General features: G+C 72.7%; 22 protein-coding genes. 12 read left to right on the forward strand and 10 right to left on the reverse strand.

Annotated elements, in window-relative coordinates:
* Positions 1-2: 2 nt before the first annotated feature.
* Positions 3-1,364 (forward strand): sulfotransferase, encoded by a 1,362-nt coding sequence (locus tag ACERMF_RS14710; protein ID WP_373669866.1) that lies wholly within the window; start codon positions 3-5, stop codon positions 1,362-1,364.
* Between the two features lie 20 nt (positions 1,365-1,384).
* Here ACERMF_RS14710 and ACERMF_RS14715 read toward each other — a convergent pair whose 3' ends face one another.
* Positions 1,385-2,869, reverse strand: a complete 1,485-nt coding sequence (locus ACERMF_RS14715; protein ID WP_373669867.1) for an amidase — start codon at positions 2,867-2,869, stop codon at positions 1,385-1,387.
* Positions 2,870-3,342: 473 nt separating this feature from the next.
* Here ACERMF_RS14715 and ACERMF_RS14720 point away from each other — a divergent pair, with 473 nt between their 5' ends.
* The 4 genes from ACERMF_RS14720 to ACERMF_RS14735 all read left to right on the forward strand — a co-directional run bounded on the left by ACERMF_RS14720 (position 3,343) and on the right by ACERMF_RS14735 (position 5,634).
* Positions 3,343-4,380, forward strand: a complete 1,038-nt coding sequence (locus tag ACERMF_RS14720) for an aldo/keto reductase (protein ID WP_373669869.1) — start codon at positions 3,343-3,345, stop codon at positions 4,378-4,380.
* Positions 4,381-4,461: 81 nt separating this feature from the next.
* The gene (locus ACERMF_RS14725; RefSeq protein WP_373669870.1) at positions 4,462-4,662 is read left to right on the forward strand and encodes a hypothetical protein; all 201 of its coding nucleotides are present in this window, start codon (positions 4,462-4,464) and stop codon (positions 4,660-4,662) included.
* Between the two features lie 120 nt (positions 4,663-4,782).
* Entirely contained in the window at positions 4,783-4,947 is a 165-nt protein-coding gene (locus ACERMF_RS14730; protein ID WP_373669871.1) for a hypothetical protein, read from the forward strand.
* A gap of 21 nt (positions 4,948-4,968) precedes the next feature.
* Positions 4,969-5,634: a phosphoribosyltransferase gene (locus tag ACERMF_RS14735; RefSeq protein ID WP_373669872.1), complete on the forward strand. Its 666-nt coding sequence runs from the start codon at positions 4,969-4,971 to the stop codon at positions 5,632-5,634.
* On the opposite strand, the gene ACERMF_RS14740 is transcribed toward ACERMF_RS14735, so the two are convergent.
* Complete coding sequence (locus tag ACERMF_RS14740; protein WP_373669873.1) at positions 5,595-6,074, reverse strand: SRPBCC family protein; 480 nt, start codon at positions 6,072-6,074, stop codon at positions 5,595-5,597. The two genes, ACERMF_RS14735 and ACERMF_RS14740, sit on opposite strands and share 40 nt — an antisense overlap.
* 215 nt (positions 6,075-6,289) lie before the next feature.
* Here ACERMF_RS14740 and ACERMF_RS14745 point away from each other — a divergent pair, with 215 nt between their 5' ends.
* Positions 6,290-7,060, forward strand: a complete 771-nt coding sequence (locus tag ACERMF_RS14745; protein WP_373669874.1) for an N-formylglutamate amidohydrolase — start codon at positions 6,290-6,292, stop codon at positions 7,058-7,060.
* 31 nt (positions 7,061-7,091) lie between these two features.
* Here the strand turns inward: ACERMF_RS14745 and ACERMF_RS14750 are convergent, their stop codons facing one another.
* On the reverse strand, positions 7,092-7,865 hold the full coding sequence (locus ACERMF_RS14750) for a UdgX family uracil-DNA binding protein (RefSeq protein ID WP_373669875.1): 774 nt from the start codon (positions 7,863-7,865) through the stop codon (positions 7,092-7,094).
* Between the two features lie 90 nt (positions 7,866-7,955).
* Here ACERMF_RS14750 and ACERMF_RS14755 point away from each other — a divergent pair, with 90 nt between their 5' ends.
* Positions 7,956-9,473, forward strand: a complete 1,518-nt coding sequence (locus tag ACERMF_RS14755; RefSeq protein WP_373669876.1) for a potassium/proton antiporter — start codon at positions 7,956-7,958, stop codon at positions 9,471-9,473.
* A complete protein-coding gene (locus ACERMF_RS14760) occupies positions 9,470-10,399 on the forward strand; it encodes an aminoglycoside phosphotransferase family protein (RefSeq protein ID WP_373669877.1) in 930 nt (309 codons plus the stop codon). Before ACERMF_RS14755 ends, ACERMF_RS14760 begins: the two co-directional genes overlap by 4 nt.
* Positions 10,400-10,416: 17 nt before the next feature.
* On the opposite strand, the gene ACERMF_RS14765 is transcribed toward ACERMF_RS14760, so the two are convergent.
* Entirely contained in the window at positions 10,417-12,864 is a 2,448-nt protein-coding gene (locus ACERMF_RS14765; RefSeq protein WP_373669878.1) for a S8 family serine peptidase, read from the reverse strand.
* A gap of 277 nt (positions 12,865-13,141) precedes the next feature.
* Here ACERMF_RS14765 and ACERMF_RS14770 point away from each other — a divergent pair, with 277 nt between their 5' ends.
* Complete coding sequence (locus tag ACERMF_RS14770) at positions 13,142-13,342, forward strand: hypothetical protein (protein ID WP_373669879.1); 201 nt, start codon at positions 13,142-13,144, stop codon at positions 13,340-13,342.
* A 159-nt stretch (positions 13,343-13,501) separates the two neighbouring features.
* On the opposite strand, the gene ACERMF_RS14775 is transcribed toward ACERMF_RS14770, so the two are convergent.
* From ACERMF_RS14775 to ACERMF_RS14795, 5 genes are all read right to left on the reverse strand, one after another.
* Positions 13,502-13,963, reverse strand: a complete 462-nt coding sequence (locus tag ACERMF_RS14775; RefSeq protein ID WP_373669880.1) for a hypothetical protein — start codon at positions 13,961-13,963, stop codon at positions 13,502-13,504.
* 220 nt (positions 13,964-14,183) lie between these two features.
* Complete coding sequence (locus ACERMF_RS14780; RefSeq protein ID WP_373669881.1) at positions 14,184-14,657, reverse strand: hypothetical protein; 474 nt, start codon at positions 14,655-14,657, stop codon at positions 14,184-14,186.
* Complete coding sequence (locus tag ACERMF_RS14785; RefSeq protein WP_373669882.1) at positions 14,654-17,923, reverse strand: DEAD/DEAH box helicase; 3,270 nt, start codon at positions 17,921-17,923, stop codon at positions 14,654-14,656. Before ACERMF_RS14785 ends, ACERMF_RS14780 begins: the two co-directional genes overlap by 4 nt.
* Before the next feature lie 417 nt (positions 17,924-18,340).
* Positions 18,341-18,880, reverse strand: coding sequence for a hypothetical protein (locus tag ACERMF_RS14790; RefSeq protein ID WP_373669883.1), 540 nt, complete (start codon positions 18,878-18,880; stop codon positions 18,341-18,343).
* 192 nt (positions 18,881-19,072) lie between these two features.
* Entirely contained in the window at positions 19,073-20,518 is a 1,446-nt protein-coding gene (locus ACERMF_RS14795) for a diguanylate cyclase domain-containing protein (RefSeq protein WP_373669884.1), read from the reverse strand.
* A 230-nt stretch (positions 20,519-20,748) separates the two neighbouring features.
* Between ACERMF_RS14795 and ACERMF_RS14800 the strand changes: the two genes are divergently transcribed.
* Complete coding sequence (locus tag ACERMF_RS14800; RefSeq protein WP_373669885.1) at positions 20,749-21,420, forward strand: DUF2269 family protein; 672 nt, start codon at positions 20,749-20,751, stop codon at positions 21,418-21,420.
* 50 nt (positions 21,421-21,470) lie between these two features.
* On the opposite strand, the gene ACERMF_RS14805 is transcribed toward ACERMF_RS14800, so the two are convergent.
* The gene (locus ACERMF_RS14805) at positions 21,471-22,418 is read right to left on the reverse strand and encodes an aldo/keto reductase (protein ID WP_373669886.1); all 948 of its coding nucleotides are present in this window, start codon (positions 22,416-22,418) and stop codon (positions 21,471-21,473) included.
* 150 nt (positions 22,419-22,568) lie between these two features.
* Here ACERMF_RS14805 and ACERMF_RS14810 point away from each other — a divergent pair, with 150 nt between their 5' ends.
* Together ACERMF_RS14810 and pulA are read left to right on the forward strand one after the other, a co-directional pair.
* Complete coding sequence (locus ACERMF_RS14810; RefSeq protein ID WP_373669887.1) at positions 22,569-23,495, forward strand: LLM class flavin-dependent oxidoreductase; 927 nt, start codon at positions 22,569-22,571, stop codon at positions 23,493-23,495.
* A 41-nt stretch (positions 23,496-23,536) separates the two neighbouring features.
* Entirely contained in the window at positions 23,537-26,191 is a 2,655-nt protein-coding gene (gene pulA / locus ACERMF_RS14815; RefSeq protein WP_373669916.1) for a pullulanase-type alpha-1,6-glucosidase, read from the forward strand.
* Positions 26,192-26,196 lie beyond the last annotated feature (5 nt).

Raw genomic sequence — 26,196 nt, forward strand, 5'->3', positions numbered from 1 at the left:
CGGTGTCGATGTCATCGGAGGGCAGCCGTGCCGATCGATGTGGGCCGCCGGTGCTGACCGCGGACCGCCGGCAGACGGCGGCCGAGGTCGGCCTCCGCCTGGCGGCGCTCCGTGAGCGCCGCGCCGGCCGGACCGATCCGCAGCTGTGCGATCGGGTTCGGGACCTCGTGGTGGTGTGCTCCAGCTCGCGCAGCGGCTCGTCGCTGCTGGGAGCGCTGCTGCGTCGGAGTCCGGACCTGCTGTCGACGTCCGCCGAGATCAACCCGCACTTCCTGATCCCTGCCCTCGACCTCGGTCCCGACGTCGCCCCCGACCTCGTCGCCGACCCGTCCCCGGTGGTCGCACACGGGGCCGGGCGCGAGGTGACCCGGACCGAGCTCGCGCTCGACCTCGGTCAACCGGTCGATCTCGGCGACGCCGCACGCCTCGACGTCGAGGCGTTCGCCGACCACGTCACCTGGCGGCTCACGATGCAGTGGCCAGGCGAGGCGGTCGACCCACGACACGTCGCGGCCGTGGTGCAGGCGTGCGGCGTGCCGGGCGGCGACCTCGACACGTGGTTCGTCTCGTGCCTGCTGCCGGCAATGCGGGCAGAGCACCCCACGATCGACCCCGCTCGCTACGACCTGCCGGCGGACCTGCGCGTGCCGGAACCTCGGGCCTTCGGTGGTCCCCCGGCGACCATCGTGGAGATGGCGCCCTTCGTGGTGCCGGGCCCGTGGCGGCATGCCACGCCGGCCGAGACCGCGTCGCTGCCGGTCGTGCTGTCCACGCCCCGCAACGCGTTCCGCCTGCCGCTCCTGGCGTCGCTGTTCCCGGCCGCCCGCATCCGCGTGCTCCACCTCGTCCGCAACCCGGCCGCCTCCGTCAACGGGCTGCGCGACGGCTGGCTGCACCCCGACTTCCTGACGTGTCGGATGCCCGGTGGCCTGCACATCGACGGGCTCGACGTCCCGGAGGAGCGCGCCGACCACTGGTGCTTCGACCTGCCGCCGGACTGGCGCGAGCTCACCGCGCGCTCGTTGCCCGAGGTCTGCGCCGAGCAGTGGTGCCGTGCCAACGAGGCCACCATCGCCGGCGCGAACCACCTCGACGTCGCCCGCCATGTCGTGCACTTCGAGGACCTCACCGGGCCGCGCAACGGCCGTCGAGCCGCGCTCCGTGCCGTGGCCGACTTCCTCGGGATCGCCCCGGGGCCGTTGACCAGCGAGTCGCCGTTGCCGGTGGTCATGGCGACCGCCGCGCCGCGGCCCGGACGTTGGCGCGACAACGCCCCGGTGCTCGACCCGGTCCTGCGCGACCCGGCCGTACGTGAGACCGCGACGCGCCTCGGGTACGAGCCCGATCCCGACACCTGGACCTGAGCCGACGGCGCCCGGCGTGGCTATTCGTAGCCGGGAGGCGGCCGGAACCCACCGGTCAGGCGTGCCAGCATCCCCGCGACGGCGAGCGTGGTCCGGTCACCGAAGGGCGGCCCCACCACCTGGATGCCGACCGGCAGACCGTCGGCGGAGCAGCCGACCGGTACCACGGTCGCCGGCAGGCGGGCGGACCCGATCACGGTGGTCCACACCAGTTGGTCCAGATAGGGGCGCGGGTGCCCGTCGACGTCGATGGTCTGTGCGGCCCGGTGGTCGAACTCGTCGACGCTGGTCGGGTCGGGATCGTGCGGGTAGGCGACGACGGGGACCACCGGGCACAGGAGGACGTCGAACCGCTCGAACAGCCGCTCCCAGGCCCGCTGCAGCCGCCGCCGACGGGTGTCGAGGTGCAGCCAGTCGCGGTGGGTCATGGAGGCGGCGCGGGCGCGTCGGGCGACCCGGTCGTCGCGCTCGCCCGCCGCGCGGGCCCGGTCCTGCTGCTCGGCGAGGTCCTCGTCCGAGAGGCTGGCGCTGGACGCCGCGACCCACAGGTCGAAGCCGGCCCGCTCCGCTTCCCGCAGCGAACCGTCGGGCCGCGCCTCATGGCCCACGCGCGCGCCGGCGTCGGTCAGCGCCGCCGCCGCGAGTGCGATGCCGTCACGGACGGCGCGGTCGACGGGGAAGTCGTCGTCGTTCCTCCAGATCGCCACACGCAGTTCCCCCGGCGAGGCGAAGGTCGGCGACGGCAACTCGAGGCGCCAACCCCGCCCGCTGATCGTGTCCGGCCCGGCCAACACGTCCAGGGCCAGCGCGAGGTCCTCGGCGGACCGTGCCATCGGCCCCACCGCCATCAGGTCCTCGGCGGCCTCGAGGTCGTCGGGCGGGAAGGAGGGCAGGTGGCCGCGCGCCGGGACGATGCCGTGGGTGGGGTAGTGGCCGAAGACGCCGCAGAACGCCGCCGGCTGCCGGATCGACCCACCGAGGTCGCTGCCGAGCTCCAGCGGCGTCAGCCCGGCGGCCAGCGCGGCCGCGGCGCCCCCCGAGGAACCGCCGGTGGTGCGCGAGCGGTCCCACGGGTTGCGGGTGGTCCCGACCAACGCGTTGCCGGTCTCCTGGCCGCTGACGCCGGCCGGGCAACTGCTCTTGCCCAGCACGATCGCACCGGCGCGGCGAAGGCGTGCCACGGCGAGGGCGTCGTCGTCGGGTACGTGGTCGGCCAGCGCCTCCAGGCCGGCGGTGGTCCGCAGCCCCGCGGTGGCAAAGGCGTCCTTGACCGTCATCGGCAGGCCGTGCAGGGGGCCGCGCAGCCGTCCGTCGCGGCGCTCAGCGTCGCGTGCGTCGGCCTGCCGTCGCGCGCCGTCGGCGTCGACGGTGACCAGCGCGTTCAGGTCGGGGTCGAGCCGCTCGATGCGGTCGAGGTGGAGCTCGACCAGGTCCCGGCTGCTGAGCGAACCGTCGGCGAGACGCGCGAGCATCGTGGTGGCCGTCGCGTGGTGCAGGTCGGCCACGGCGTCCCCGTCGGGTGGGGGCAGCCGCGGCTCGGCCGCCCTGAGCAGGATCGAGGCTACGAAGCGGCACCCACCGTGGTGTCGTCCCGCCCCGGCCGTGCGGCGAGGGAGCGGTCGACCTCCGGCTGGCCGCACCACCGCGTCCCCGCATCACCTTGCGGCAGCCGTCGTACGGGCATCACCGCGGGGTCGCTGGCCGCGTCGGTTCCCGGTCGGCGCGAACGAGAGCAGGCCGCCCCGGGGAGAGAGCCGGGGCGGCCTGGGTAGTGGTCGCGCTGTCGGTGGTGGTTGGGAGGCCCACCGCGCGACCCCCGCTCGCGTCGGTCTGCGAGTCGTTCACCGAGAGCGACGATACGACCGCTGCCGGTGCGCTCGTAGGGGCGATGGACCCTTCTGCGGCCGGGACTCTCGGCCCACGCGGTCGCGGCGTCGCCGATAGCGTCGGCGGTCCCTACCTGCCGGAGGAGGCGCTCGTGGAGTACCGCACACTCGGACGCAGTGGTTGCGTGGTTTCGCACCTCGCACTGGGCACCATGACCTTCGGTGAGGAGACCGACGAGGCCGGGGCCCACGAACAACTCGACCGCTACGCCGATGCCGGCGGCAACCTGATCGACACCGCCGACGTGTACGCCGGCACCCGCTCCGAGGAGATCGTCGGCCGTTGGCTCGCCGATCGACCCGCGCGGGTGCGCGACGCGATGGTGGTGGCCAGCAAGGCGCGCTTCCCGACCGGCAGGGACGTCAATGACCTGGGCCTGTCCGCGCGCCATCTCGGTCGGGCTCTCGACGCCTCGCTGACACGGCTCGGCCTCGACACCATCGACCTGTACCAGGTTCACAGCTGGGATCCGGTCACACCGCTCGACGAGACCCTGCGCTTCCTCGACGACGCGGTCCGCGCCGGCAAGATCCGCTACGTCGGACTGTCGAACTTCACCGGCTGGCAGGTGCAGAAGGCGGTCGACCTCGCCGAGTTCCGCGGCTGGTCGGTGCCCGTCACGTTGCAGCCGCAGTACAGCCTGCTCGTCCGTGAGATCGAGTGGGAGATCGTGCCCTCCTGCGCGGCGAACGGGCTCGGCCTGCTGCCGTGGTCGCCCCTGGGCGGCGGCTGGCTGACCGGCAAGTACCGCCGCGACGAGGTGCCGACCGGCGCGACGCGGCTCGGCGAGGACCCCGAGCGCGGCGTCGAGGCGTACGCGCGGCGCAGCCCCCTCGAGCGCACCTGGGACGTCATCGACGCCGTGCGCGCCATTGCCGACGACCGTGGCGTCAGCATGGCCCAGGTCGCGCTGGCCTGGGTGGCGCAGCGACCGAGGGTCACGTCGGTGATCCTCGGCGCCCGTACGACCGAGCAGTTGGACGACAACCTCGCGGCCGCGGGCCTGGTGCTCGACGACGCCGAGGTACAGCGCCTGGACGACACCAGCGACCCGGCGCCGGCGGACTGGCCCTACGGGGGACCGGGTGTCGACCAGCGCAGCCGCCGCCTCGACCCCCGTTCCACCTGAGCGCCCACCTTGCGCGTGGAGAGCGTGGACGTGCGCGCCGCCGTGCGGCAGGATGGGCCGACGTCGACGAGAGGGAAGCCCGTGGGTGAGCCCGCCTACACGTCCAAGGTCACGATCGTGCGCGACCGCGGCCCGCTGCGTACGGCGCAGCTGCCGGGACGCGACGAGCCCGTCACCTTCGGTGTCCACGGCGCCATCGCCGAGCACTACGGCGTCGGCCCCGACGACTTCAGGCCGGACGCGACGACCATCGACTATCTGGTCGCCGCCGCCGGTGGCTGACTGACGGGCACGTTCGGGGGTGCCCTCGAGGCACGTGGCATCCCCGCCGGAGGCGGTCGTCTCCGATCCGAGATCACCGGCGAGGTCGAGCTGGACGGCGGCACGCTCGTCCTCAAGCGGGTGCACGCCGCCTATGCGCTGCAGGTGGACGCCGACGCCGACCGGGGCAAGATCGAGCGTGTCCACGGATTCCACGCCGACAAGTGCCCGGTCGCACGCTCCATCCGCGACGCCATCGCGATCACCACCTCGTACGAGTTGCTCGACGTGACCGAGGACGACTGAGCCAGCACGATTCGGGAGCCGATGCAGTTCCGCGACCGCACCGATGCGGGGCAGCACCTCGCCGAGGCGCTGTCGTCGCTCGGCCCGCGCACCCCGGCCGTCGTCCTGGCGCTCCCGCGGGGCGGGGTACCGGTCGCTGCGCCGGTCGCGGCGGCGCTCGGTGCGACGCTCGACGTCATGGTCGTCCGCAAGCTCGGCGCTCCCAGCCAGCCGGAACTGGCCATCGGCGCGATCGCGGAACACGGCGTACGCGTGCTCGATCCCGCCATGCTCGAGCGGTTGCGCCTCGACGACGACGCCGTGGCCACCGTCGAGGCTGCAGAACGTCGGGAACTGCAGCGACGCGTGCACCGCTACCGGGGCGGGCGGCCGCTGCCGGACCTGACGGGCCGCACCGTCGTGGTCGTCGACGACGGGCTGGCGACCGGAGCGACGGCCGTTGCGGCCTGCCGGGCCGTGCGCACCCGCGGGCCGGATCGGCTGGTGCTCGCCGTCCCGGTCGGCTCCGCCGCGGGCGTCGAGCACCTGCGCGAGGAGGCGGACGACGTCGTCTGTCCCATCGTTCCCCACCGCTTCCGGGCCGTCGGGCAGTGGTACGCCGACTTCGCGCAGACCAGCGACGACGAGGTCCTGCGGTTGCTCGCGGATCAGCCGGCCCAGAACCCGGACACCGGGACGTCGAGGTAGTCCGCGAGCGCCCCGGCGGCGTCGCGCATGGCGCGGTCGTGACTCCACACCAGCGCCGGCCGTGCCAGCGGCGCCAGGACGTTCATCCAACCCGGTGTCGTGCGCACCTGCCACCGGAACCGCACGTCGGTTCCGCGGTCGACGGCGAACATGCGCCACAGGCCGTGACCCTCGAGGTCGCCGCGTGCCTCCCACTCGATCAGTCCCGGCCGCTCGGCGCGAACCGTGGTCATCTCCCAGGTCAGCGTGTAGGGGAGGGCTGCGGCGATCGTGCCGCGATGCACAGCGCCGACCCCGTCGTCGCCTCCGGTGACCAGGCGTTGCACATCGGTCACCCGCGGCCAGCCGGCGAGGAAGCCGCGGGGATCCACCATGGCGTCGAACACGGCAGCCGGGGGAGCGCCGAGGTGGAAGTGGGTGCGCCGGTCGTACCAGACCACACGGCGTCCTTCGTCTCGAGCGGCCGCGGGAGGCCGGTGCGGTGGAGGCCGATGCGTCGGTCGTCGCCCCACGCGCAGCAGATCATCGCCGCCCGGCCGGCGCCAGCCCGCCGGCGCGTCCGAAGGGCCCGGGACGGGGGATCCCCGCGGCGCCAGGGGGCGTAGATTCCGGCGCGCGGAGAGGAGTCGCGGTGCCACGCTCAGGGTTTCATGTCGTGCGTCCGGATGGAGACGTGCAGCCGCTGATCGTGCACGTCCCCCACGCGGCGACCGCCATCCCCGGCGACGTCCGTGACGGCATCGCGCTCGACGACGGGCAGCTGGCCGAGGAGCTGCGGCTGATGACCGACCACCGCACCGACGTGCTGGCTGCCGCGACCGCGCGGTACGGCGCCACCCGGTTCGTCAACGGCTGGTCACGGTTGGTGGTCGATCCCGAGCGCTTCCTCGATCCCGACCTCGAGGAGATGGAGGCGGTCGGCATGGGGGCGGTCTACACCGCGACGAGCGACCTCGGCGTGTTGCGGACCCCGACGGCGCGGCAGCGCGAGGCCCTGCTCGACGCCTGGTTCCGCCCGTACCACGCAGCGCTGACCCTGCTCGTCGACCGCTACCTGGCAGCCTTCGACCGGTGCGCCCTGATCGATCTGCACTCCTATCCGTCGGCGCCCCTGCCATACGAGCGGCACGCCGAGGCGGACCGCCCGGCGTTGTGCATCGGGACCCACCCGGTGCACACGCCGCCGCGGGTGCGCGATCTCGTCGCCGATCTCGCCGCTGCGGCGGGCCTGCCGGTCGGGTTCGACACGCCCTTCGTCGGCACGTTCGTCCCCACGCCGCACCTCGGTGATCCGCGGGTGGTGTCGGTCATGCTCGAGATCCGGCGTGAGACCTACCTCGACGAGGCCACCGCGACCCCGCACGCCGGCGAGGCGCAGCTGAGCGCATTCGTCGGTGCGGTCGCCGAAGCGCTGCGCGACGGCTGAGTGCCGCAGGTGGCCGGAAACGCTGATCCCGTCAGCCCCCGGCACGGAAGGCGCCGGCCACCTCGGCGACGAGATCCGCCTTCCTGGCGCGGGACGGGACCTGACGACCGAGCTCGCGGACCAGTTCACGAAGCTCCGCCACCGTGGCCGACGCGGCGAGCCCGGACGGTCCCGTGGCCACGAGGGTGGCGACCGCTGCGAGGTCGTCCTGGAACGCCTCGCGGGCAGCGAGGCGTTCCGCATCGGAACGGGCGCGCAGCACCGACGAGGGATGCACGGTCGGCACGGTCGGCAGCCCGCCGGGGCCCAGGTGCAGGCGCCCCCGCGCCTGGGTCACCTTCGTCTTCGGGCCCAGCACGGCCTGCGCGGCCGTGGCACCCAGCAGCACCAGCGCCTTCGGATGCGTCTGTGCCAACTCGGCCTGCAACCACGGCAGGCAGGCACGTATCTCGATCGCACTCGGCTTCTCGTGGATGCGGCGCTTCCCGCGCCGTTCCGACCACTTGAAGTGCTTCACCGCGTTCGTGCGGTACTGCGCCACGTCGCCCAACCCGACGGCCGTCAGCGCCCGGTCGAGCTCCTGCCCGGCCGGACCGACGAACGGGCGGCCCTCCTGGTCCTCGCGATCGCCGGGCTGCTCGCCCACCAGGACCAGCGTTGCGGCGGCGGCACCCTCGCCGAACACGGTCTGCGTGCCGGTCAGGTGCAGGTCACAGGCCGTGCAGTCGGCGGCGATCCGGGCGAGCTCGGTCAGCGAGGCGTCCGGCGGGATCAGTGCCGCGGCGGTCGTCTGCGGTGCACGCACGGTGGTCGCCTCCCGATGGACTACGAACGTGACCATCGCACGACCGCCCGGCGGGCCGTAGGGTGCCCAACCCGGTCGGAGGAGGGTGGATTGTCGCTCGCCCTGCCGGTCGACCTGCCCGTGCTGGTCGTCGGCGCGCTGTTGGTCGCGGCCGTGCTCGTGGCCGGGCTGTCCGACCGGCTGCGGATGCCCGGCGCCTTGGTGTCGCTGGGGCTGGGCATGTTCCTCGGCAGCGACGTGCTCGGACTGGTCGCCTTCGACGACGCCGATCTGGCCCGCAACCTCGGGGTGATCGCCCTGGTGGTGATCCTGTTCGAGGGTGGACTGACGACCAAGCCCGAGGACCTGCGGCGGGGTGGGCTGCCGGGCTTCGTGCTCTCCAACCTCGGCGTGCTGGTGACGGCGTCGGTCACGGCGGTGGCCCTGGTGCTGCTGCTCGACGTCGGGTGGCGGACGGGGTTCCTGCTGGGCGCCATCGTCGGCTCGACCGATGCGGCCGCCGTCTTCGACCTGCTGCGCCGCACGCCGTTGCCGCGCCGGATCGCGTCGGTGCTCGAGGTCGAGTCCGGTGCCAACGACCCGTTCGCCGTCGTGCTCACGATCGGGATCCTCGCGACCGCGGAGACCGCGGGACACTGGCGCGACTGGGTCGTGCTCGGCGCGACGCAGCTGGTGGGCGGCATCCTGTTCGGGGTGGTCGTCGGTCTCTTCGGAACGTTGCTGTTGCGCCGGTGGCGGCTGCGGTCGCAGGCGCTGTTCCCGTTGCTGGCCCTCGCCATCGCCGCGGTCGCCTACGGAAGCGCGGCGGTCATCGGCGCATCCGGGTTCCTCGCGGTCTACATCGCCGGCCTGGCCATCGGCGCCGGCGTCCCACGCCAGCGCCGCATCATCCGCAACTTCGTGACCACGCTCGCCAACAGTGCCGACCTCGGCCTGTTCCTGCTGCTCGGCCTGCTCGTCAACCCCTCACGGCTGGGCGCCGTCGCGGTCCCGGCACTGGCGGTGACGGCCGTGCTGCTCTTCGTCGCCCGCCCGATCGCCACCGTGGTGTGCCTGACCCCCTTCCGCTTCGGCTGGCGCGACCAGGTGGTCGCGTCCTGGGCCGGGTTGCGGGGCGCGGTGCCCATCGTGCTCGCCACCTTCCCCCTGACCGCCGGCTATCCGCGCGGGGCGACGATCTTCGACGTCGTGTTCTTCGTGGTGCTGATCTCGGTGGCGGTGCAGGGCGCGACCGTCGGTCCGCTGGTGCGCCGGCTCGGACTGGAGACCGACCGCCCGGCGTGGGAGAACCTCGCCGAGGCGCTGCCGGTCGAGTCGCTCGACGTCCACCTGGTCGAGTTGACCGTCGCCGAGGAACTGCCGATCTGCGGCCGGGCGCTGCGCGACATCCCGCTGCCGCCCGGGATGCTGGTCACGACGCTGGTGCGCGGCCATCAGTCGCTCGTCCCCACCGGGACCACCCGGCTCCAACCCGACGACCTCCTGGTGATCACGGTCGCCGCCAGCGACGACGCAGCGGCGCTGGTCAGCCGCTGGGCGCGGCGGCGAGGACACCGCGAGGAAGTCCCTGGTCGCGTGGACGACGGTGACGGTCGGGATCCGGAATGAAGGATGACCGCTTCGGCCGGGACCTCGCCGTCGTCGGACACCTGCGCGATCATCCGAAGGGGCGGGCATGGTTGCGCGGTCTGCCCGAACTGGTCGAGACGGTGTCACGGGGCTGGGACCTGCAGGTGGGGGAGCCCTGGCCCGACGGTCGGGCGGCCTGGACGGCGCCTGCGGTCACCCGCGACGGCCATGACGTCGTCCTGAAATTGAGTTGGCCCCACGAGGAAGCGGCGGGGGAGGCGGCCGCGCTGTATCACTGGCGGGGCCACGGGGCCGTCGAGGTCGTGCGGCACGATCCCCAGCGGTGGGCGCTGCTGCTCGCACGCTGCCGGCCCGGGCTCGCACTGCGCGCGCACGACGCCGCGGTCGACGGTCGGCTGGAGATCGCGGCGGACGTTCTGCGGCGGCTGTGGGCGGTGCCGGTGCCGGAGCGAACGCTGGGCCCGGTCCCCGATCTGGCGTCGGTCACGACCCGCTGGGCCGAACTCGCGGACCGGCGGCTGGCCGGAGTCGACGTGGACCACGACCCGGGCGTCGTTCGTACCGGCGTCGACCTGCTGCGCTCGCTGCCCGCGGGGGCCACGGCTGTGGTGCTGCTGCACGGCGACTTCAATCCCGGCAACGTGCTGCTCGACTCCGGGCGGGGCTGGCTGGCGATCGACCCGAAGCCGATGCTCGGCGATCCTGCCTACGACCCGTGGCCCCTGGTGACCCAACTCGGCCACCCGTTCACGACCGCCGATCCGGTTGGCGTACTGCGGCGGCGTTTCCGGAGGTTCGGCGATCTCGTCGGGGCACCTGCCGACCGGCTGGCGGCCTGGTCGCTGGCACGTACCGTCGAGTCCGGCCTGTGGGAGCACGCGCACGGCCGAGCCGGGGCGGCCGCTGCCGAATTCGCCCGGGCCGCGGTCGTCGCGCGCGTGTGACGAGCCGACGCGTGCCGTCAGCGGGCCGTCGTGGTTCCGTCGTCGACGAGGTAGGCCAACGTCCGGGCCAGGAACGAGCCCATCTGGGCGCGGGTGACGGTGCCTTCGGGCCGGTATCGGCCGGTGCCGTCTCCGCCGGTGAGCCCTCCACCGGCCGCCTTGCCGATGTTGACCTCGTGGGTGTTGCCGGCGACGTCGCTGAACGCTCCGCTGCCTTTCGCCATCTCGGTGGCGGTGCGGTACTCCAGCGCCCGGACCAGGAACGTCGCCATCTGGGCCCGCGTGACCGGCGCGTCGGGCCGGTAGGTGCGGTCGGCGTAGCCGCCGATGACGCCCGCGGTGGCGAGCCGCCGGATGTTGACCTCGTGACGCGTTCCGGTCACGTCGGTGAAGTCCACGCTGGCGGCCGGCAGGGTCCCACCGGCGGCCGTGATCGTGTTGGCGATGAAGGTCGCCATCTGGCCGCGGGTAACCGGCTGGCCGGGACGGTAGGTGCCGTCGGAGAAGCCGCCGGCGACCGCATAGTGGGCGACGCAGTCGATGCCCGCGCCGTGCGTGTCGGTGGACGCCACGTCGCGGAACGCGTTGCGAGGAGCGGCCGCACACGTGCTCGTGATGTCGCGCACCGTGGTGGTCGGGGGCGCCGGCGGTGGTGCCTGGGGCACGGTGGCGAGCAGCGCCTCGATGTCGAGCAGCCCGAAGCCGTGGTCGCGGTCGCGGCCGGTCGCGCCGAGATCCCGGGCCGTTGCGGCCAGTGCGGTCCGCGTCTGGGCGGCCGTTGCCCCGGCCGCCTCGAGGTACAGCGCCGCGGCGCCGGCGACGATCGGCGCGGCGAACGAGGTCCCGTTGACCACGCCGTACCCGCCGCGCTCGCCCAGGCTGAGCACGCCCGTCGTCGCGGTGGAGCCGTTACCGCCCGGGGCGACCAGTTCGACCCAGGCCGCACGGTTCGAGTAAGGAGCCAGGATGGCGTTGGGTCCCGTCGCGCCGACCGCGATCGTGGCCGGATGTTCGGCCGGGACGCTCGGCTGGTCGACCAGCGCCTCGTTGCCGGCAGCGGCGACGATCAGCACGCCGGCCTGCTGGGCGCGCGCCAGGGCGGCGGCGATCACCGGCGGCGTGACGCCGCGTGAGCCGAGCGAGAGGTTGAGGATCTGGACGCGGTCGGCGACGCCACGGTCGATCGCTGCGGCGATGGCGTTGGCGTTGCCGCAGCCGGCGAAGTCGAACACCTGGTAGGGCCGGATCTTCGCGCCTGGGGCGATCCCGGCCACGGAACCGGACGCAGCGGCCGCGACGCCGGACACCAGCGTCCCGTGGCCGCCGCGGTCGGAGTTCCCGCCACTCGCGAGTGCCCGTCCGCGGACCGTGTCGTAGCCACCGACCACCCGACCACCGAACTCGGAGCGGCGTCCGTCGACGCCGTCGTCGATGACGCCGATGGTGATGCCCGCCCCGGTGGCACGTCCGGTCGCGGCGCCGGCGCGCACCTCGTTGCGCCACCACGCGTCGGCACCGGCGGCCGTTGCCACCGTCTCCGTGGTGGCCGTGGGAAGCAGTTCGGCGTCGCGGACCTCGGCGACCCCGGGAAGTGCCCGGAGCCCACCGACGGCACCGCGGTCGGCGAGCAGCACCTCGAAACGTCCCGACGCGTGGTGCACCGAGCTCGGGACCAGGCCCGCAGCCCTCGCGGAGGCCAGGGCGGTCGCCAGGCGGCCGGGAGCGGCGACGACGTCCTGGCGCGTGAACACGGTGCTCTGGCAGGCGCCGCCGGGCCAGATGCCGACCGGCTCGTCCTCCTCGGGCATCTCGTCGACGAGGCGGCCGTCACCGGCGTAGGACTCGACGAAGAACGCGAACTCGGTGGGTGAACCGAGTGCCGAAGCCGGGAACGGGTAGCCGGCACCGTGCCCGTCGGGGGCGAGCTGTCCGGCCCCGGCGTGGGCCACGGTCCTGGTGTCGAGGTCGTAGACGACGCCGGTGAGCTGACCGTTCAGCGTGGCGATGTCGACGAGGAAGTTGCGGCGCGCGTCGGTCTGCAGCAGCAGCGACACGCCGCCGAGCAGGTCGTCGCGGGTGATGGCACGACAGGTCTCGAAGGTGAACGCCAGCGTCGGTGGCGAGAGTGAGCGGCGCAGGTCCAGTACGTCGGCGCGACGCAGGTCGAGACGGGCCCCGCCCGCGTCACCGCAGAAGTCGTTGAAGGTGTAGGCCTCGCCGCTGAGGGCGGGCGTGAAGACGGCACCGGGCGCGGCGGCGGTACGAACGTCGGCGCGGTCGTCGTCGGCCTTTTTCCGCAGGTCGTCGAGGTGGGCGGGTTCGGGCCGCGTCGGCAGGTCGAGGCCGAGTTGCGGTGCCCCGGGCGCGGGAGCGGCCGTGGCCGGGCCCGCGAACAACGTCAGGCACAGCGTCGCGGCGAGCACCCCGGCCGTCGCACGCGGTCGCCGACTCGTGAATCCCGCCATCGGCCGACGCCCCATGTCCACCCCGGGCCGGCTCTCGGTCCCGACCCTGAGTGTCGGCCGCACCCATGCTCCACCGTAGGAGTTGGGGCAAGGACGTGCCCCGGGCGCTCGAATTCCGTCGACTTCCGCGTCGGCAGCCGGCGTTGATGACACCTGCCGAAAAGGGATGCGTCGTCCGGGCGTTTCCGCGTTGTCGCCAGCCGTTGACGCCACGTCAGCGCGGTCGGATGATGGACCGGTACCTCGCCACTGCCATCGGTCGTAGGAGCAGTTGGGCATGGCGCAGTCACGAATGTGGATGTGGCGGTTCTTGAAGCTCTCGCTGCTCGTCGCCATCTTCTACGTTCTGATGTCGCTGGTCATCGCGATTGGTTCAGCTGCCACGGGACATCTGGAGAAGGCGGTGCTCACGGGGCTCGCCGCGGGGGTCTGCGCTCTGGCTGTGCGCGTCCACCGGATCGGCAGCAAGCGCGCGTGACGCTGGGCCTGCCACACGTCTCGACTCACCGAGACGGCCGGCATGGGACCGCCCGCTGCGGGTCAGGGACGCACATCGGACGACCGGCAGCATCCGCCGACCGGGACGTCGAGCCTCCGCGACAGCGGAGGCTCGACGTCGTTGCGACAACCCCCGGCCTCAGCCGTAGGCAGGGGGTCGGATGCGGTTCGTGTGGAGGTCCAGGAGGATCTTGGCGCACTGCGCTCGGTTGTTGGCCACGAACTCGCCATAGAACGCGTACGGGTACTCGAGGAACAGGCTCTCCAGCATCTCGCACTGCGACAGAGCCGCCGGCATGCTCAAGCTGTTTGCCGGCACGTACCCGTGCTGTCGGAGCGACTGCAATCCACGGGCGACCGTCGTGATACAGCCTTCTCGAGAGAGGATCGGCAGGTCATCGACGCCCTGGAAGTCGTCGAACACGTAGTAGATCGGCACCCAGTACGCCGTGGTCGACCCGAAGACGTCATCACGGGTGTCGTAGGCGCCGTCGCAGAACGACTGAGGCGTGACGGGACGGTTCGGTGCAGCCGCGGCTGGCAACGCGGTGACGAACAGCATCCCTACGGCAAGCGCAGCAGCCAACAGTTGTCTCATCATGTCGAGTCCTCCCCTTGCGCCCGCCCGCTGATGCGGACTCCCCAGCGCCGCCCGACTCAACCATCCGCTTCGCGCCGAAGAGAGCCCCCCGTGGACCGGGTGCGCCCTCCGCGAAGCGCGGTGCAGCCGCCCCAAGGCGCAACTGACCGTCGAACCGCAACCACATGCGGTGAGATGCCGGCTCTCGTCGAGCAAGGAGCCCGCGTCGGAAGCCGCCGACTCAGTCGTCCTCGAGTTCCTCGCGGAGGCCGTCGGGGTCGATGAGGCCGCCGGCGGCGGCCAGCGCGCCGGCGGTGGTCACGGCGCGGTCGTAGACGACCGCGAAGTAGTTGGCCGCGATCTGCTCGTGGCCGGGCAACGGTGGCGGACCGAGCGAACGGGGGACGGCCGCCGGCTCGTCGGTGATCTGCACGCCCGTCTCCGTCTCGGGCAACTGCGCGGGATCGCCCCAGAACTCGACCGGGTCGGGCTGGTTGCGGTTGCGTCCCCGGCTGCGGCCGCGGTTGTTGCGGCCGGACTTGCCGCCGCCGCCACCGCCGCCCCCCGCGCCGCCGTTGCCGCCGCGTTGGCCACCCCCGCGACGCTCGGCCTGCGCCGCCGGCTGGCCGGCGCCAGCGCCGGCGCGGCCGCGGCCACGGCGGTTGCGCGAAGGCTTGCGGCCGCCCTCGCCCCCGGCGTTTCGGGCTGCGTTCATGCTCGGCCTCCACTTCCGGCGATCTCGAGGCCGGTCTCGTCGGTCAGCAGCGCCTGCTTGTCCAGGCCCAGGGCACGCCGCAGCTGGTCGGAGTCGAGGTCGTCGACCGAGCTCGATTTCGGCAGCACCATGTCGGCGATCTGCCGCTTGCCCGACACCACTTCCTCGACGCGTTCGTCGACGGTGCCGGGGCACACCAGTCGGTGGGCGACCACGGTGCGGGTCTGGCCGATGCGCCACACCCGGTCGCGGGCCTGGTCCTCGACCGCGGGGTTCCACCACCGGTCGTAGAGCACCACGTGGCTGGCCGCGGTCAGGTTCAGGCCCGTTCCGCCGGCCTTGAGCGAGAGCACCATGGCGCCGGGTCCGGTCCCGGCCTGGAAGTCCGACACCAGCTTGTCGCGTCGTCCGCGTGCCAACCCGCCGTGATAGCAGGCGATCGGCAGGCCGGTCCGCGCCGACAGGTGCGTCGCGAGGCGGTCACCCCAGGTCGCGAAGTGGGTGAAGATCAGCATCCGCTCGCCGGCCTCGAAGACGTTTTCGACGATCTCCTCGAGCCGGGTGAGCTTGCCCGAGCGGCCGGCCAACTCGCCGTCCTCGCCGGTGTAGGCGACCGGGTGGTTGCAGATCTGCTTGAGCGCGGTGATCGCCGCGAGCACGGCGCCCTTCTTCTTGGGAGCACCCGGTTCGGACTCGGCGGTCTCGGCGACCAGGGTGTCGAGGACCGCCTGGTACAGCCCGATCTGCTCGGGCGTCATCGGGCAGTGGTCGAGCGCGTCGATGCGGTCGGGCAGCTCCTGGGCGATGACCGGCTCGGCCTTGGTGCGCCGGAAGACGAGCACACCGTTGAGGGTCTTGAGCGCCGACTCGGCGGTCGAGCCCGACTCGGAGGCCTTCTGCATCTGGGCCACGAACGTGGCGCGGTCGCCGACCAATCCGGGGTTGACGAAGTCCATCAGGGCCCAAAGGTCTCCGAGCCCGTTCTCGATCGGGGTGCCGGTCAGGACGATGCGGTTGCGGGCCTCGAGCCGTCGCAGCTGTTGCGCCGTCTCCGAGGTCGGGTTCTTGATGACCTGCGCTTCGTCGAGCACGACCTTGTTCCACGCGATGCCGGCGAGGGACTCGACGTCGCGCAACGCCGTGCCGTACGTGGTCAGCAGCACGTCGGTGTCGGCGACGACCTCGGCGATCGCGTCGCGTTCGGCCCGGTCGACGCCGTGGTGGACCTTGACGCGCAGTTCCGGGACGAACTTGGCCGCTTCGGAGGCCCAGTTGCCGACCACGGCGGGTGGGGCGATGACCAGGGCCGGACCGGCCTCGCGGGTCAGTCGCAGGTGGGCGAGCAGGGTCGGCGTCTTGCCGAGCCCCATGTCCAGGGCCAGACAGCCGCCGAGCCCGGCGCTGTCGAGGAACGCCAGCCAGGCCAGCGCGTTGGCCTGGTAGCTGCGGAGTTCGCCCTCGAACCCGTCGGGCGAGGTCGGCGGATCGGTGGGGATCTCGCGCGCGCTGCGCAGCAGGTCGGCGGCCCAGCCCTCGCCGCCGACGGAGACCGGGTGGCCCAGTGCCGTGCCGTCGAGGCCCAGCGCGTACCGCAGCATGTCGGCGCCCGAGAGCCGGGTCTGGTTCTGACGCTCCGCGAGGGCGGCCGCGGCGGCCTCGAGGTCGGCGTGGTCGACCTCGACCCACTTGCCGTGCGACTTCACCAGCGGACGCGATTCCTGCGCCAGGCGCTGGATGTCGTCGGCCGTCAGCTCGACGTCGTCGAAGACCGCCGACCACCGCACGCTCGACAGCTGCTGAGCGCCGACGGCGGTCTCGTGCCCGCCCGTGGAGGTCACCCGCAGCGATGGCGTCGCCTTCTTCTTGGCCAGCGGCGGGACGCGTACGTCGAAACCGGCGGCGACCAGCACCGAACCGGTGTGGGCCATTAGGTCCCAGGCCTCGTCCTGGCTCAGGATGACCTGACCGCGACGCGTGTCCTTGCCGCGGGCGAGGGGGGAGTACAGGCCCTCGAGCCGCTCGAGCTCCCGCTTGATCGACTCCTTGCGCTCGTGCTTCGCACGCGACATCGCCGCCTCGACCGGCTCCTCCTTGCGGCCGGCCGCCGAGGTGAGCGTGCGGAGCAGCCACGCGTCGCCGTCGTCGGGCGGGTCGAGCTGGACGGTCAGGCCGACCTTCGGCGCGCCCGTGACGCCCTCGGCCCAGGTCTTGAGGCCCTTGCCGATGTCGCTTCCCTGCTGGTGCAGCGCCTCGAACGTGGAGCCGTCGAGGCGGCCCAGGACCGCCTCGGCGACCTCGGACGCGCTGCGCGGTTGCGGCGGTGGCGCCGGGACCTCGACGCGGGCCGCGGCCTCGCGGCAGATGGCGTCGACGAACGTCGCCACGATCGACCGGGTGATCGCGCGCGGATCCCGGCGATCGAGGGCGGCGATCGCGCCGGGCATCGAACGTGCCAGCGCCGTCAGTTCGTCGTGGTCGATCAGCGTCGCGTCCCAGCGAACCGCGAAGAACGACCGGTTCGCCGGCGCGTCCCCGACCTTCTGCAACTGCGGGACCATGCGCCCGTGGGCGACCAGACGCACGGCGAGTGCGGCGGTCAGGCCCATCCACGTCACCGAGGCACCGAGCGCCTCGTCGTCATGGGTGGAGTTGAGCGAGACGAGCCAGCCGAGCGAGCTGCGGACGGGGGCGGCGACGGCATCCACGCGCTCGCCGGTCGGCAGCTTGATCGGCTCGTGCTCACCCCACACGTCGCTGCCGGCGCCGACGGCCTTCAACCGGGTCCGCAGCGACTCGATGTCGTCGAACTCCGCCTCGAAACCGCCGCCCCACGCGACCACGTCCCCGCGGTCCCACGTCAGCTGCAGTTGGGCGATGCCGACGACCGGTGGGCGCGCCGGGGGCTCGGGCTCACGCTCGGCCGGGCGGGCGCTCCGTTGACGTGGATCGCGCCCGGTGACCTCGACGAGCATGTCGTCGATGCGCTCCCGTTCCTCCTCGAAGTCGGCCAGCACCAGGGCACGCTCGGGACCGTGCAGTTCCTTCCGGAGCCGGTCGATCGTGGACTGCACGTCCTGCCGCATCGCCTGGAGCGCTTCGGTCCACTCGTCGCGATGGGAGACGAGGACGTCGCGTTCCGGGTCGGTGGCCAGGCCGTCGAGGTGGGCCTGGGCCAGGTCCCGGAAGTCGCCGAGGGTGACCGGCCGTGGTGCGCTGGTGGTCGTGATGGTCGTCTCTTTCGTGCCGTCTCGTCCGGCTTGGAGCACTCGCGTCGGGTGGCACGTCGCTCGCTCACCGCCGTGCCGGCCCGAAGCAGGTCGGAAACGGGCGCTGGTCCCCGTGGCGGCGGGTCGGCCGCCGCGTCACGCCAGTCGTGGTCGACCGGCGATGCCACCGTGTCGGCGCCCCCGGGTGGGGACGCGGGCTCGGGATCGCGCTCATCCGTGTCGCTGCAGTGCGGCGAGCGGCGCGGGAGGAGCGGGATGGACTCCGGGCCGGGTCGCACCGGCGGTGATGCGGTCCATCACCCCGGCGCGTGCCACCAGCCTACCGGGGATCACGCGGTAGCACAGGTATTGCGGGCGCCCGTTCGCCGAGGTGGCCCGGACATGCCGCAGGGCCGGTGGTTTCCCACCGGCCCTGCGCTCGCCCCACCCCCTGGCGGGGAGCGTCGTACGTGTGTGTCAGAAGGCGACGGCGTCGCGGCGGAGCTTGAGGACGACCAGGCCCAGACCGATCAGGACGGTGCCGACCGCGAGGGCGAAGGCGGAGAAGGCGTAGGAGAGGATCCCCAGGCCGAGCACGGTGGTCAGTGCGGTGGCGTTGATCCAGCTCATGCGGGCGGCGTTTTCGACCATGACCGGTTCGCCGGCTTCGTCGAGGACGACGTCACCGTTTTCGTCGAGCTGGGGGATCATGCGTTCCATCTCGGCGTAGCGCAGCCCTTCGGTGCGGTCGAGCTGGTGGTGGGTGATGATGTCGGACTGGGCCCACATCGACAGCGGTCCGCGGACGGGGACCTCGGCGAACACGGCGTCGTCTGGGGTGGTGATGTTCTCCACGGCGGCGGTGCGGTAGGTGTAGACCGCGCCGCCGATGCCGCCGATGGCGGAGAAGGCACCGACGATGATGGCGGCGATGGCGACGAGGGTGAACAGCCGGTTGGGGCGCAGTTGGAGTTCGACGGCGGGGGTGGTGACCGGGCGGGTCTGGGTGGCGCTCATGGTGGATCTCTTTTCTGGGTGGGCACCGTAGGTGGGTGGTGCCGTTGAAAAGAGTGTCGTCGTGTCGGCGGGTGGGGTCGCCGGGCACAAGACCCGTTTCGGCTGCCGCAGGTCCCCAACCCGCCGGGACCTTCGGACCGTGCTCCGGGACCGCGCCGGACCGTGCACACGGCTTCCGCGACACCTTTGGGCTCAGTGGGTGGCGCGCTTGACCTCGTACATGCGGCGGTCGGCGGCGCGGATCAGCTCCTGCGGCGTCTCACCGTCCGTCGGCCACGCGGCCGCGCCGAGGCTGATGCCGACGCTCACCTCGACGTCGGGGTTACCACCGGCCGCGTCGGGGATCCGCATGGGTCGGGCGACGGCCCGGGACGCCCGATCCACGGCAGCCTCGACGTCGAGTGCACCGGCCGGGGGATGCAGCAGCAGGACGAACTCGTCGCCGCCGATGCGGGCGACCACGTCTCCCTCGCGCAACTCCGACCGCAACCGGTCCGCCACGTGGCGGAGGACCTCGTCGCCGACCTGGTGCCCGTACTCGTCATTGATCGGTTTGAAGCCGTCGAGGTCGCCGTAGGCGATGGCGAAACCACGGCCGTTCCGGCGGGCTCGCGCGATCGCCGTCCGCAACTCGCGATCGAAGGCCGCCCGGTTGAGCACGCCGGTGAGCGGATCGCGTTGGGACTCGGCGCGGAGCTCGGCCTCCAGCTCCAGTCGCTCGAGCGCACTGGCGGCGACGCGGGCGACCGCCTGAAGGGCCCGCTGCTCGTCGTCGGCAGCGCCACGCAGGTTGGAGAGCGCCGAGGTGGGCACCAGCCACCGGGTCCGACCACGCACCGTCATCGCTGCCGTCGTCTGGAGCGACGCGGGTGGTTCGTCCTCGATGGCGACGTCGTCGCACAGCAACAGGTCCGCGGCCGCCGACCGGGCATTGCGCTCGATCGTGTCGGCCGTGACGAGGTTCGGCAGCTCGGCGGCGAGGTCGAACAATCGGTCGGTACGCATCCGCGCGGCCGCCATGTTGCGGTACTCCCAGTACAGCAGGTGGAAGGCGATCGCCGTCGCCAATGCCAACCCGAAGGGCGCGGCTCCCCGGCGACCGATGATCGACAGCAGCGCACCGACCAGCGTGGAGACGCCGTACACGCCGGCGGCGGGGAAGAGGAACCGGACCAGCTGTGACCCGACCGGAGGCGCGGCGCCGTGCAGCCCCAGCAGCACCAGCAGACCGGCGTGATACAGGCCGATGCCGAGGTAGGCGCAGATGATGGCGACGGCCACCAGCAGCGGCGTGGCGTCGAGGAATCCGGCGACCGCGTGGAACAGCCCGACGACCGCGGCGTTGGACAGCGCGGTTCCGGCGGCGAAGTACCACCGGCGGTCGACGTCCCGGCGTGCCGTGACCAGCTCGTAGAGCGCAGCGGGGAGGGTCAGGGTCAGAAATGCCTCGGGGCCCGGCAGCACCAGCACGGCCATGACGAACACGGTCCCGTCGAGCACGTAGGCCGCGCGTGCGCGCCCGCTTCCGAGCACCAGCGGGAAGGCACTCACCACGACCGTGGCGACGAGCACCCCCAACAGGTGCCAGTGTGGGACGCGGTGCGGTCCGGTCCGGGCCAGCACGGCGCCGACGAGCACGGCGATGCCGCCGGCTGCGCTGCAGCCGACGACGAATCGCTTGACCCGGCGGTCCAGCGCGATGCCCTTCGGGAGTCCTGGTCGGTCCCGTCGGCACGGGGGGTCGCCGGTGAAGACGGGCCGAGCACCCCCCGCCCGTCCGCGGCGGATGTGACGAACCACTGGACGAGCTCCCCACCAGAGGAGCAGACTGCCGTCTGAGGGGTCGGGGGTCGACCGGGGAGGGTCGTATGAGCCTGTACGGGTTCGCATTGTTCGTGCACGTGGTGTTCGCGATCCTGCTCGTCGGCGGGAGCGCGTTCGCGCACCTGACCGTCGGGCTCATGCCTCGCGCGCGAACCGTCGACGGCCTGCGGGCGCACGTCGGCTGGCTGCGGGTGATGGTCAAGGCTTCCGGACCGTTCGCCGGCGTGGTGCTCGTCGCCGGCCTCTACCTCGCCTTCGCCGGGAACTGGTGGGGCCACGGGTGGCCGGTCGTCTCGCTCGTGCTGTTCGCCATGGCGGGTGGGGCGGCGACCGTGATCGTGGATCCTGCCGTCGGACGCCTGTACGCCGCACTCGAGAACGCGACCGACGGTCCGGTTCCGGCCGATGTGCGGGCGGCGACCGTCGACACGACGCTCACGCGCGCGACCTGGGTCCTCGGCGGCGCCGATCTGGCGATCGTGTTCCTGATGACCAACAAGCCCGGGTGGGCGGGCGCGCTGGCCATCGGGGCGGTCGGCCTCGCGCTGGGCGCGCTGGTGGGCGAATCGCAGCTGCGCCGTCACCACCGGGTCCTGGCCGACGCGCTGGTGGCCGACGCCGCGGTCGCCGACGTGGCGCTCGCCAGCACGGTCGGCTCCGACAGCCCGGTCGAGGCGACCATCGCCCCACCACCGACGCCCGAACCGACTGCCTGAGCGCGACGCCCGTGAAGGGCGGTCCGCGGAGCACCCCTCGCCGCGGAAGCTCAGCCCTGCCGCGGGGTCGGGGCGATGCGGTCGAGTTCCTCGAGGTCGTCGTCCGAGGGCTGCCACGCGGTCGCGGCCACGTTGGCGGCGATCTGCTCGGGCCGGGTCGCGCCGGCGATGACCGAACCGACAGCCGGTTGTGCGGCGAGGCCGCCGAGGGCGACGTCCAGCAGGCCGACGCCACGGTCGGCGGCATAGGACTCGAGCCGCTCGACCACCTCGAACCGCTCGTCGGTGAGCCACCGGTCGGCGCGCGGCGAGCCGTGCAGGCGCGAGCCCTCGGGCGCTTCCTGGCCGCGGCGATACTTGCCCGTCAGCACGCCGCTCGCGAGCGGGAAGTAGGGCAGCATGCCGACGCCGAAGTGCTCGCACGCCGGAATCACCTCGGCCTCGACCTCGCGCTCGAGCAGGCTGTAGTGGTTCTGCGCGCTGATGAAACGCTTGAGGCCGGCCGAGTCGGCCGTCCAGGCGGCGTCGGCGACCTGCCACCCCGCGAAGTTCGAGGAGCCGAGATAGCGGACCTTGCCCTCGTGGACCAGTTCGGTCAGCGCCCCGAGCGTCTCCTCGATCGGCGTCCGGGGATCGGGTGCGTGGATCTGGTACAGGTCGATGTGATCGGTCCGCAGGCGCCGCAGTGACGACTCGACCGCACGTCGGATGTAGGACCGCGAGCTGCGTGCCTGCCAATCGGGACCGTTGTGGTCGACGGCCATGCCGAACTTGGTGGCGAGCACCACCTCGTCGCGGTGCCCCTGCAGGATCTCGCCGAGGTGCAGCTCCGAGTCGCCGTAGACGTCGGCGGTGTCGAACAGCGTGATGCCGGCGTCCAGTGCGGCCTCGACGACGGCGCGCGAGCCTTCGAGGTCCAGGCGCCGGCCGAAGTTGTTGCAGCCCAGGCCGGCGACCGAGACCACCAGGCCCGAGTCTCCCAGTCGGCGGTACTCCATCGTGTGACTCCTGGTTCGCGACGTCGCGGGGGCGGTGGGACCCTAATGCCCGGTGGCGCCCGTCGCGGGGGCCGGCTCCGGCGGCTTGGATGGGAGCCCGGCGGACGCAGCAACCGGCACGCGGTCGAGCCGCCGGGGAGGAGCGACGTCGTGCGGGTCAACCTGATGATCGAGGGCCAGGAGAGCGTGAGCTGGCCGCAGTGGCAGACCTTGGCCCAGGCCGCCGAGGACGCGGGGCTCGAGGGTCTGTTCCGATCGGATCACTACCAGTCGGTGCAAAACCGCACCGAGCGCAGCGCGCTGGATGCCTGGGGCACCATCACCGGACTGGCCGTGCTGACCTCGCGGTTGCGTCTGGGCACCATGGTGTCGCCGGCGTCGTTCCGCCATCCGTCGGTCCTGGCGAAGAACGTCGTCACGGCCGACCACGTCTCCGACGGCCGCGTGGAGCTGGGCCTGGGCGCCGGGTGGCACGAGCTCGAACACCGCACCTACGGCTTCGACTCCCACGAGGTCGGCACCCGCTACGACGTGTTCGCCGAGCAGCTCGAGATCATCCGACGCCAGTTCGAGGAGGAACGGTTCGACTTCCGCGGCGCGCACTACACGCTGACGGACTGCGAGGCCCGCCCGAAACCCGTGCAGCAGCGCCTGCCGATCATCCTCGGCGGCCGTGCCGGACCACGCGCCGTCGCCCTCGCCGCCCGCTTCGCCGACGAGTACAACACCGTCTACCCCACGCTGGCGCAGGTCCGGACGCGGCGGCGCAATGTCGTCCGGGCCTGCGAGGAAGTCGGCCGCGACCCGATCCGCTTCTCGATCATGACCGGATGCGTGATCGGTGACGACGAGGCGGACGTCCGCGAGCGGGCCGCGCGGCTGCACGCCGCCAGCGGCAGTGACGTGCCCCTGGACACCTGGGTCGCGGACCGGCGTGACGTGTTCGTCATGGGCACGGTCGAGCAGGTCGGCGAACGTCTACGCGAACTCGAGGACGCCGGCGTCGAGCGCGTCTACCTGCAGCATCTGCTGCACGACGACCTCGACGCCGTCGGCTGCATGGGGCGGCTCACCTGAACGCGGCTCACCTGAACGCGGCTCGCCTGGACGCGGCTCAGCTGACCGCGGCGGACCGCACCGACGTCCGCGCCCGCCGGGCGCACTTCGTGACGGCGTCGCTGGTGGCGTGGCCGTGGTCCGCCGCGACGGGCCTTCGTCACCGGCTCCACCATGCCGCGAGCGGCGGGCTGCGGGTCGAGGGAGGCACGGTGCACGGTGCCACGTCGCCACCGATCGAGCTGTCGGTCGTCGCCGGCGGCATGCCCGGCACGATCACCCGTCGCGACGGCTGGCGTCATCTCGCCGGCTTCACCGCGCTTGCCGTGCCCGACACGCCGCACCTCGACGCATGGCTGCAGGGACAGCTCGTGGTGGCGGCCGTCGACGGCGACGATCGCGTGGTCGCGGCGACGGGCCTGCAGTTCGCGGGCGTGATCGACGAACGGTTCGCGACGCAGCGGCCCCTCGGCGTGGTGTGGCGCGGCGGCGTGCCGGACGTGCACGTGTGGGCGCCAACGGCCAGGCGCGTCCGCCTCCTCCGGTACGACCCGGCCGACCGGGACCAGCCGCGCGAGATCGTGGCGATGACCAACGACCGCGGGGTCTGGTCGGTCTCGGGCGCGCCGTCCTGGGACCGCGACCTGTACCGCTACGAGGTCGAGGTCTATGCGCCGGACACCGACCGGATCGAGACCAACCTCGTCACCGACCCGTGGTCGCTGTCACTCGCGGCCGACTCGACCCACAGCCAGATCGTGCGGCTCGAGGACGCCGACCTGCTCCCGCACGCCTGGGACCCGCCGGCGAAGCCGACCACGACCAGGCAGCGCGGCATGGTGGTCTACGAGCTGCACGTGCGCGACTTCTCGATCGGCGACGTGTCGGTGCCGCCACGCCACCGGGGCCGCTACGGCGCCTTCTCCTGCGACGACACCACCGGTGTCCAGCACCTGCGCGGGCTCGCCGATGCGGGCGTCACGCATCTGCACCTGCTGCCGACCTTCGACTTCGCCACGGTTCCCGATCGTGAGGCCGACCGGGTGAGCCCGTCGATCGAACCTCCCGACGACCCCGCCAGCGAAAGGCCGCGGACGATTCAGCAGGCGGGCCGCGATCACGACGGGTTCAACTGGGGCTACGACCCGTGGCACTGGACCGTCCCGGAGGGCTCCTACGCCAGCGACCCCGACGGCGTCACGCGCATCCTCGAGTTCCGGCAGATGGTCCGGGCGATCAACAGGACGGGACTACGGGTCGTCGTCGACGTCGTCTACAACCACACCCATGCGGCGGGGCAGGACCCGGCGAGCGTGCTGGACCGCCTGGTGCCGGGGTACCACCACCGTCTCGACGCCGACGGTCGTGTCGAGACCTCGAGCTGCTGTCCGAACACCGCCACCGAGCACGCCATGACGGCCCGGTTGGTGGTGGATTCCGTCCTGACCTGGGCCCGCGCGTACCGAGTCGACGGATTCCGGTTCGACCTGATGGGCCACCACCCGCGCAGCCTGATGGTGCGCATCCGGGCCGCACTGGACGCCCTGACCTCGGATGCCGACGGCGTCGTGGGCCGGGACATCGTGCTCTACGGCGAGGGCTGGGAGTTCGGCGAGGTGGCCGGCGACGCCCGGTTCGTGCAGGCGACCCAGCGCAACCTCGGTGGGACGGGCATCGGCAGCTTCGACGACCGGTTGCGCGACGCGGTGCGGGGCGGCAGTCCCTTCACCGAACTCCGGACCCAGGGATTCGCCACCGGTGCCGGGGTGGACCCCAACGAGACCGACACCGACGGCCCGGCGGTGCGGGCCGACCGGGCACGACGCCTCGCCGACCTGGTCCGGCTCGGCCTCGCCGGCAGCCTGGCCGAGTACCGCTTCGAGACGGCCGACGGCCGCATACGTGCCGGTCGCGACCTCGTCCACGACGACGCCCCGGCCGGGTACACGGCCGCGCCGATGGAACAGGTCGCCTACGTCAGCGCGCACGACAACGAGACCCTGTTCGACGCGGTGCAGGCCAAGCTGCCGCTGTCGACGCCGATGGCGCAGCGCGTCCGGGCCCACAACCTCGCCCTGTCGGTGGTCGCGTTCGCGCAGGGAACGCCGTTCTTCCACGCGGGCAGTGACCTGCTGCGATCCAAGTCCCTCGATCGTGACAGCTACGCGTCGGGGGACTGGTTCAACCGGCTCGACCTCACCGGCCGCACGTCGAACTGGGGCGTCGGACTGCCGCCCGACCACGGCGAGCCCGAGCGCGACGACGTCGTACGCATGCTGCTGCGCGCCCTGCCGGCGCCGACCGCCGGCGACATCGCCCGTTGCCGCGACCACCTGCGCGAGGTGCTGCGGGTGCGGCGGTCGTCGCCGCGGTTCGGGCTGCCGGACGCCGCCGCGGTCCGGGCGCAGCTGCGGTTCCACGCGACCGGCCCCGACGCGCCACCGGGGGTCGTCGCGATGTCGCTCACCGGCGGGCGCTCGTCCGCCGACGAGCTGGTCGTGGTGTTCAACGCGTCGCTGGCGTCCTGGTCGCTGATCGGCGAAGGTGGCGTGGCTGCCGGGGGATGGGAGCTGCATCCGATGCTCCGAAGCTCGACCGACGAGGTGGTGCGCACGGCCACCTACGACGCGCGCAGCCACCGGTTCGCGGTCCCCGCCCGCACCACCGCGGTCTTCGTCCGCCCCGCCCCGCTTGCCGGCAGCGCAACGGACCGCTAATCAGC

The sequence above is a fragment of the Egicoccus sp. AB-alg6-2 genome, assembly GCF_041821025.1.
Lineage (GTDB): Bacteria > Actinomycetota > Nitriliruptoria > Nitriliruptorales > Nitriliruptoraceae > Egicoccus.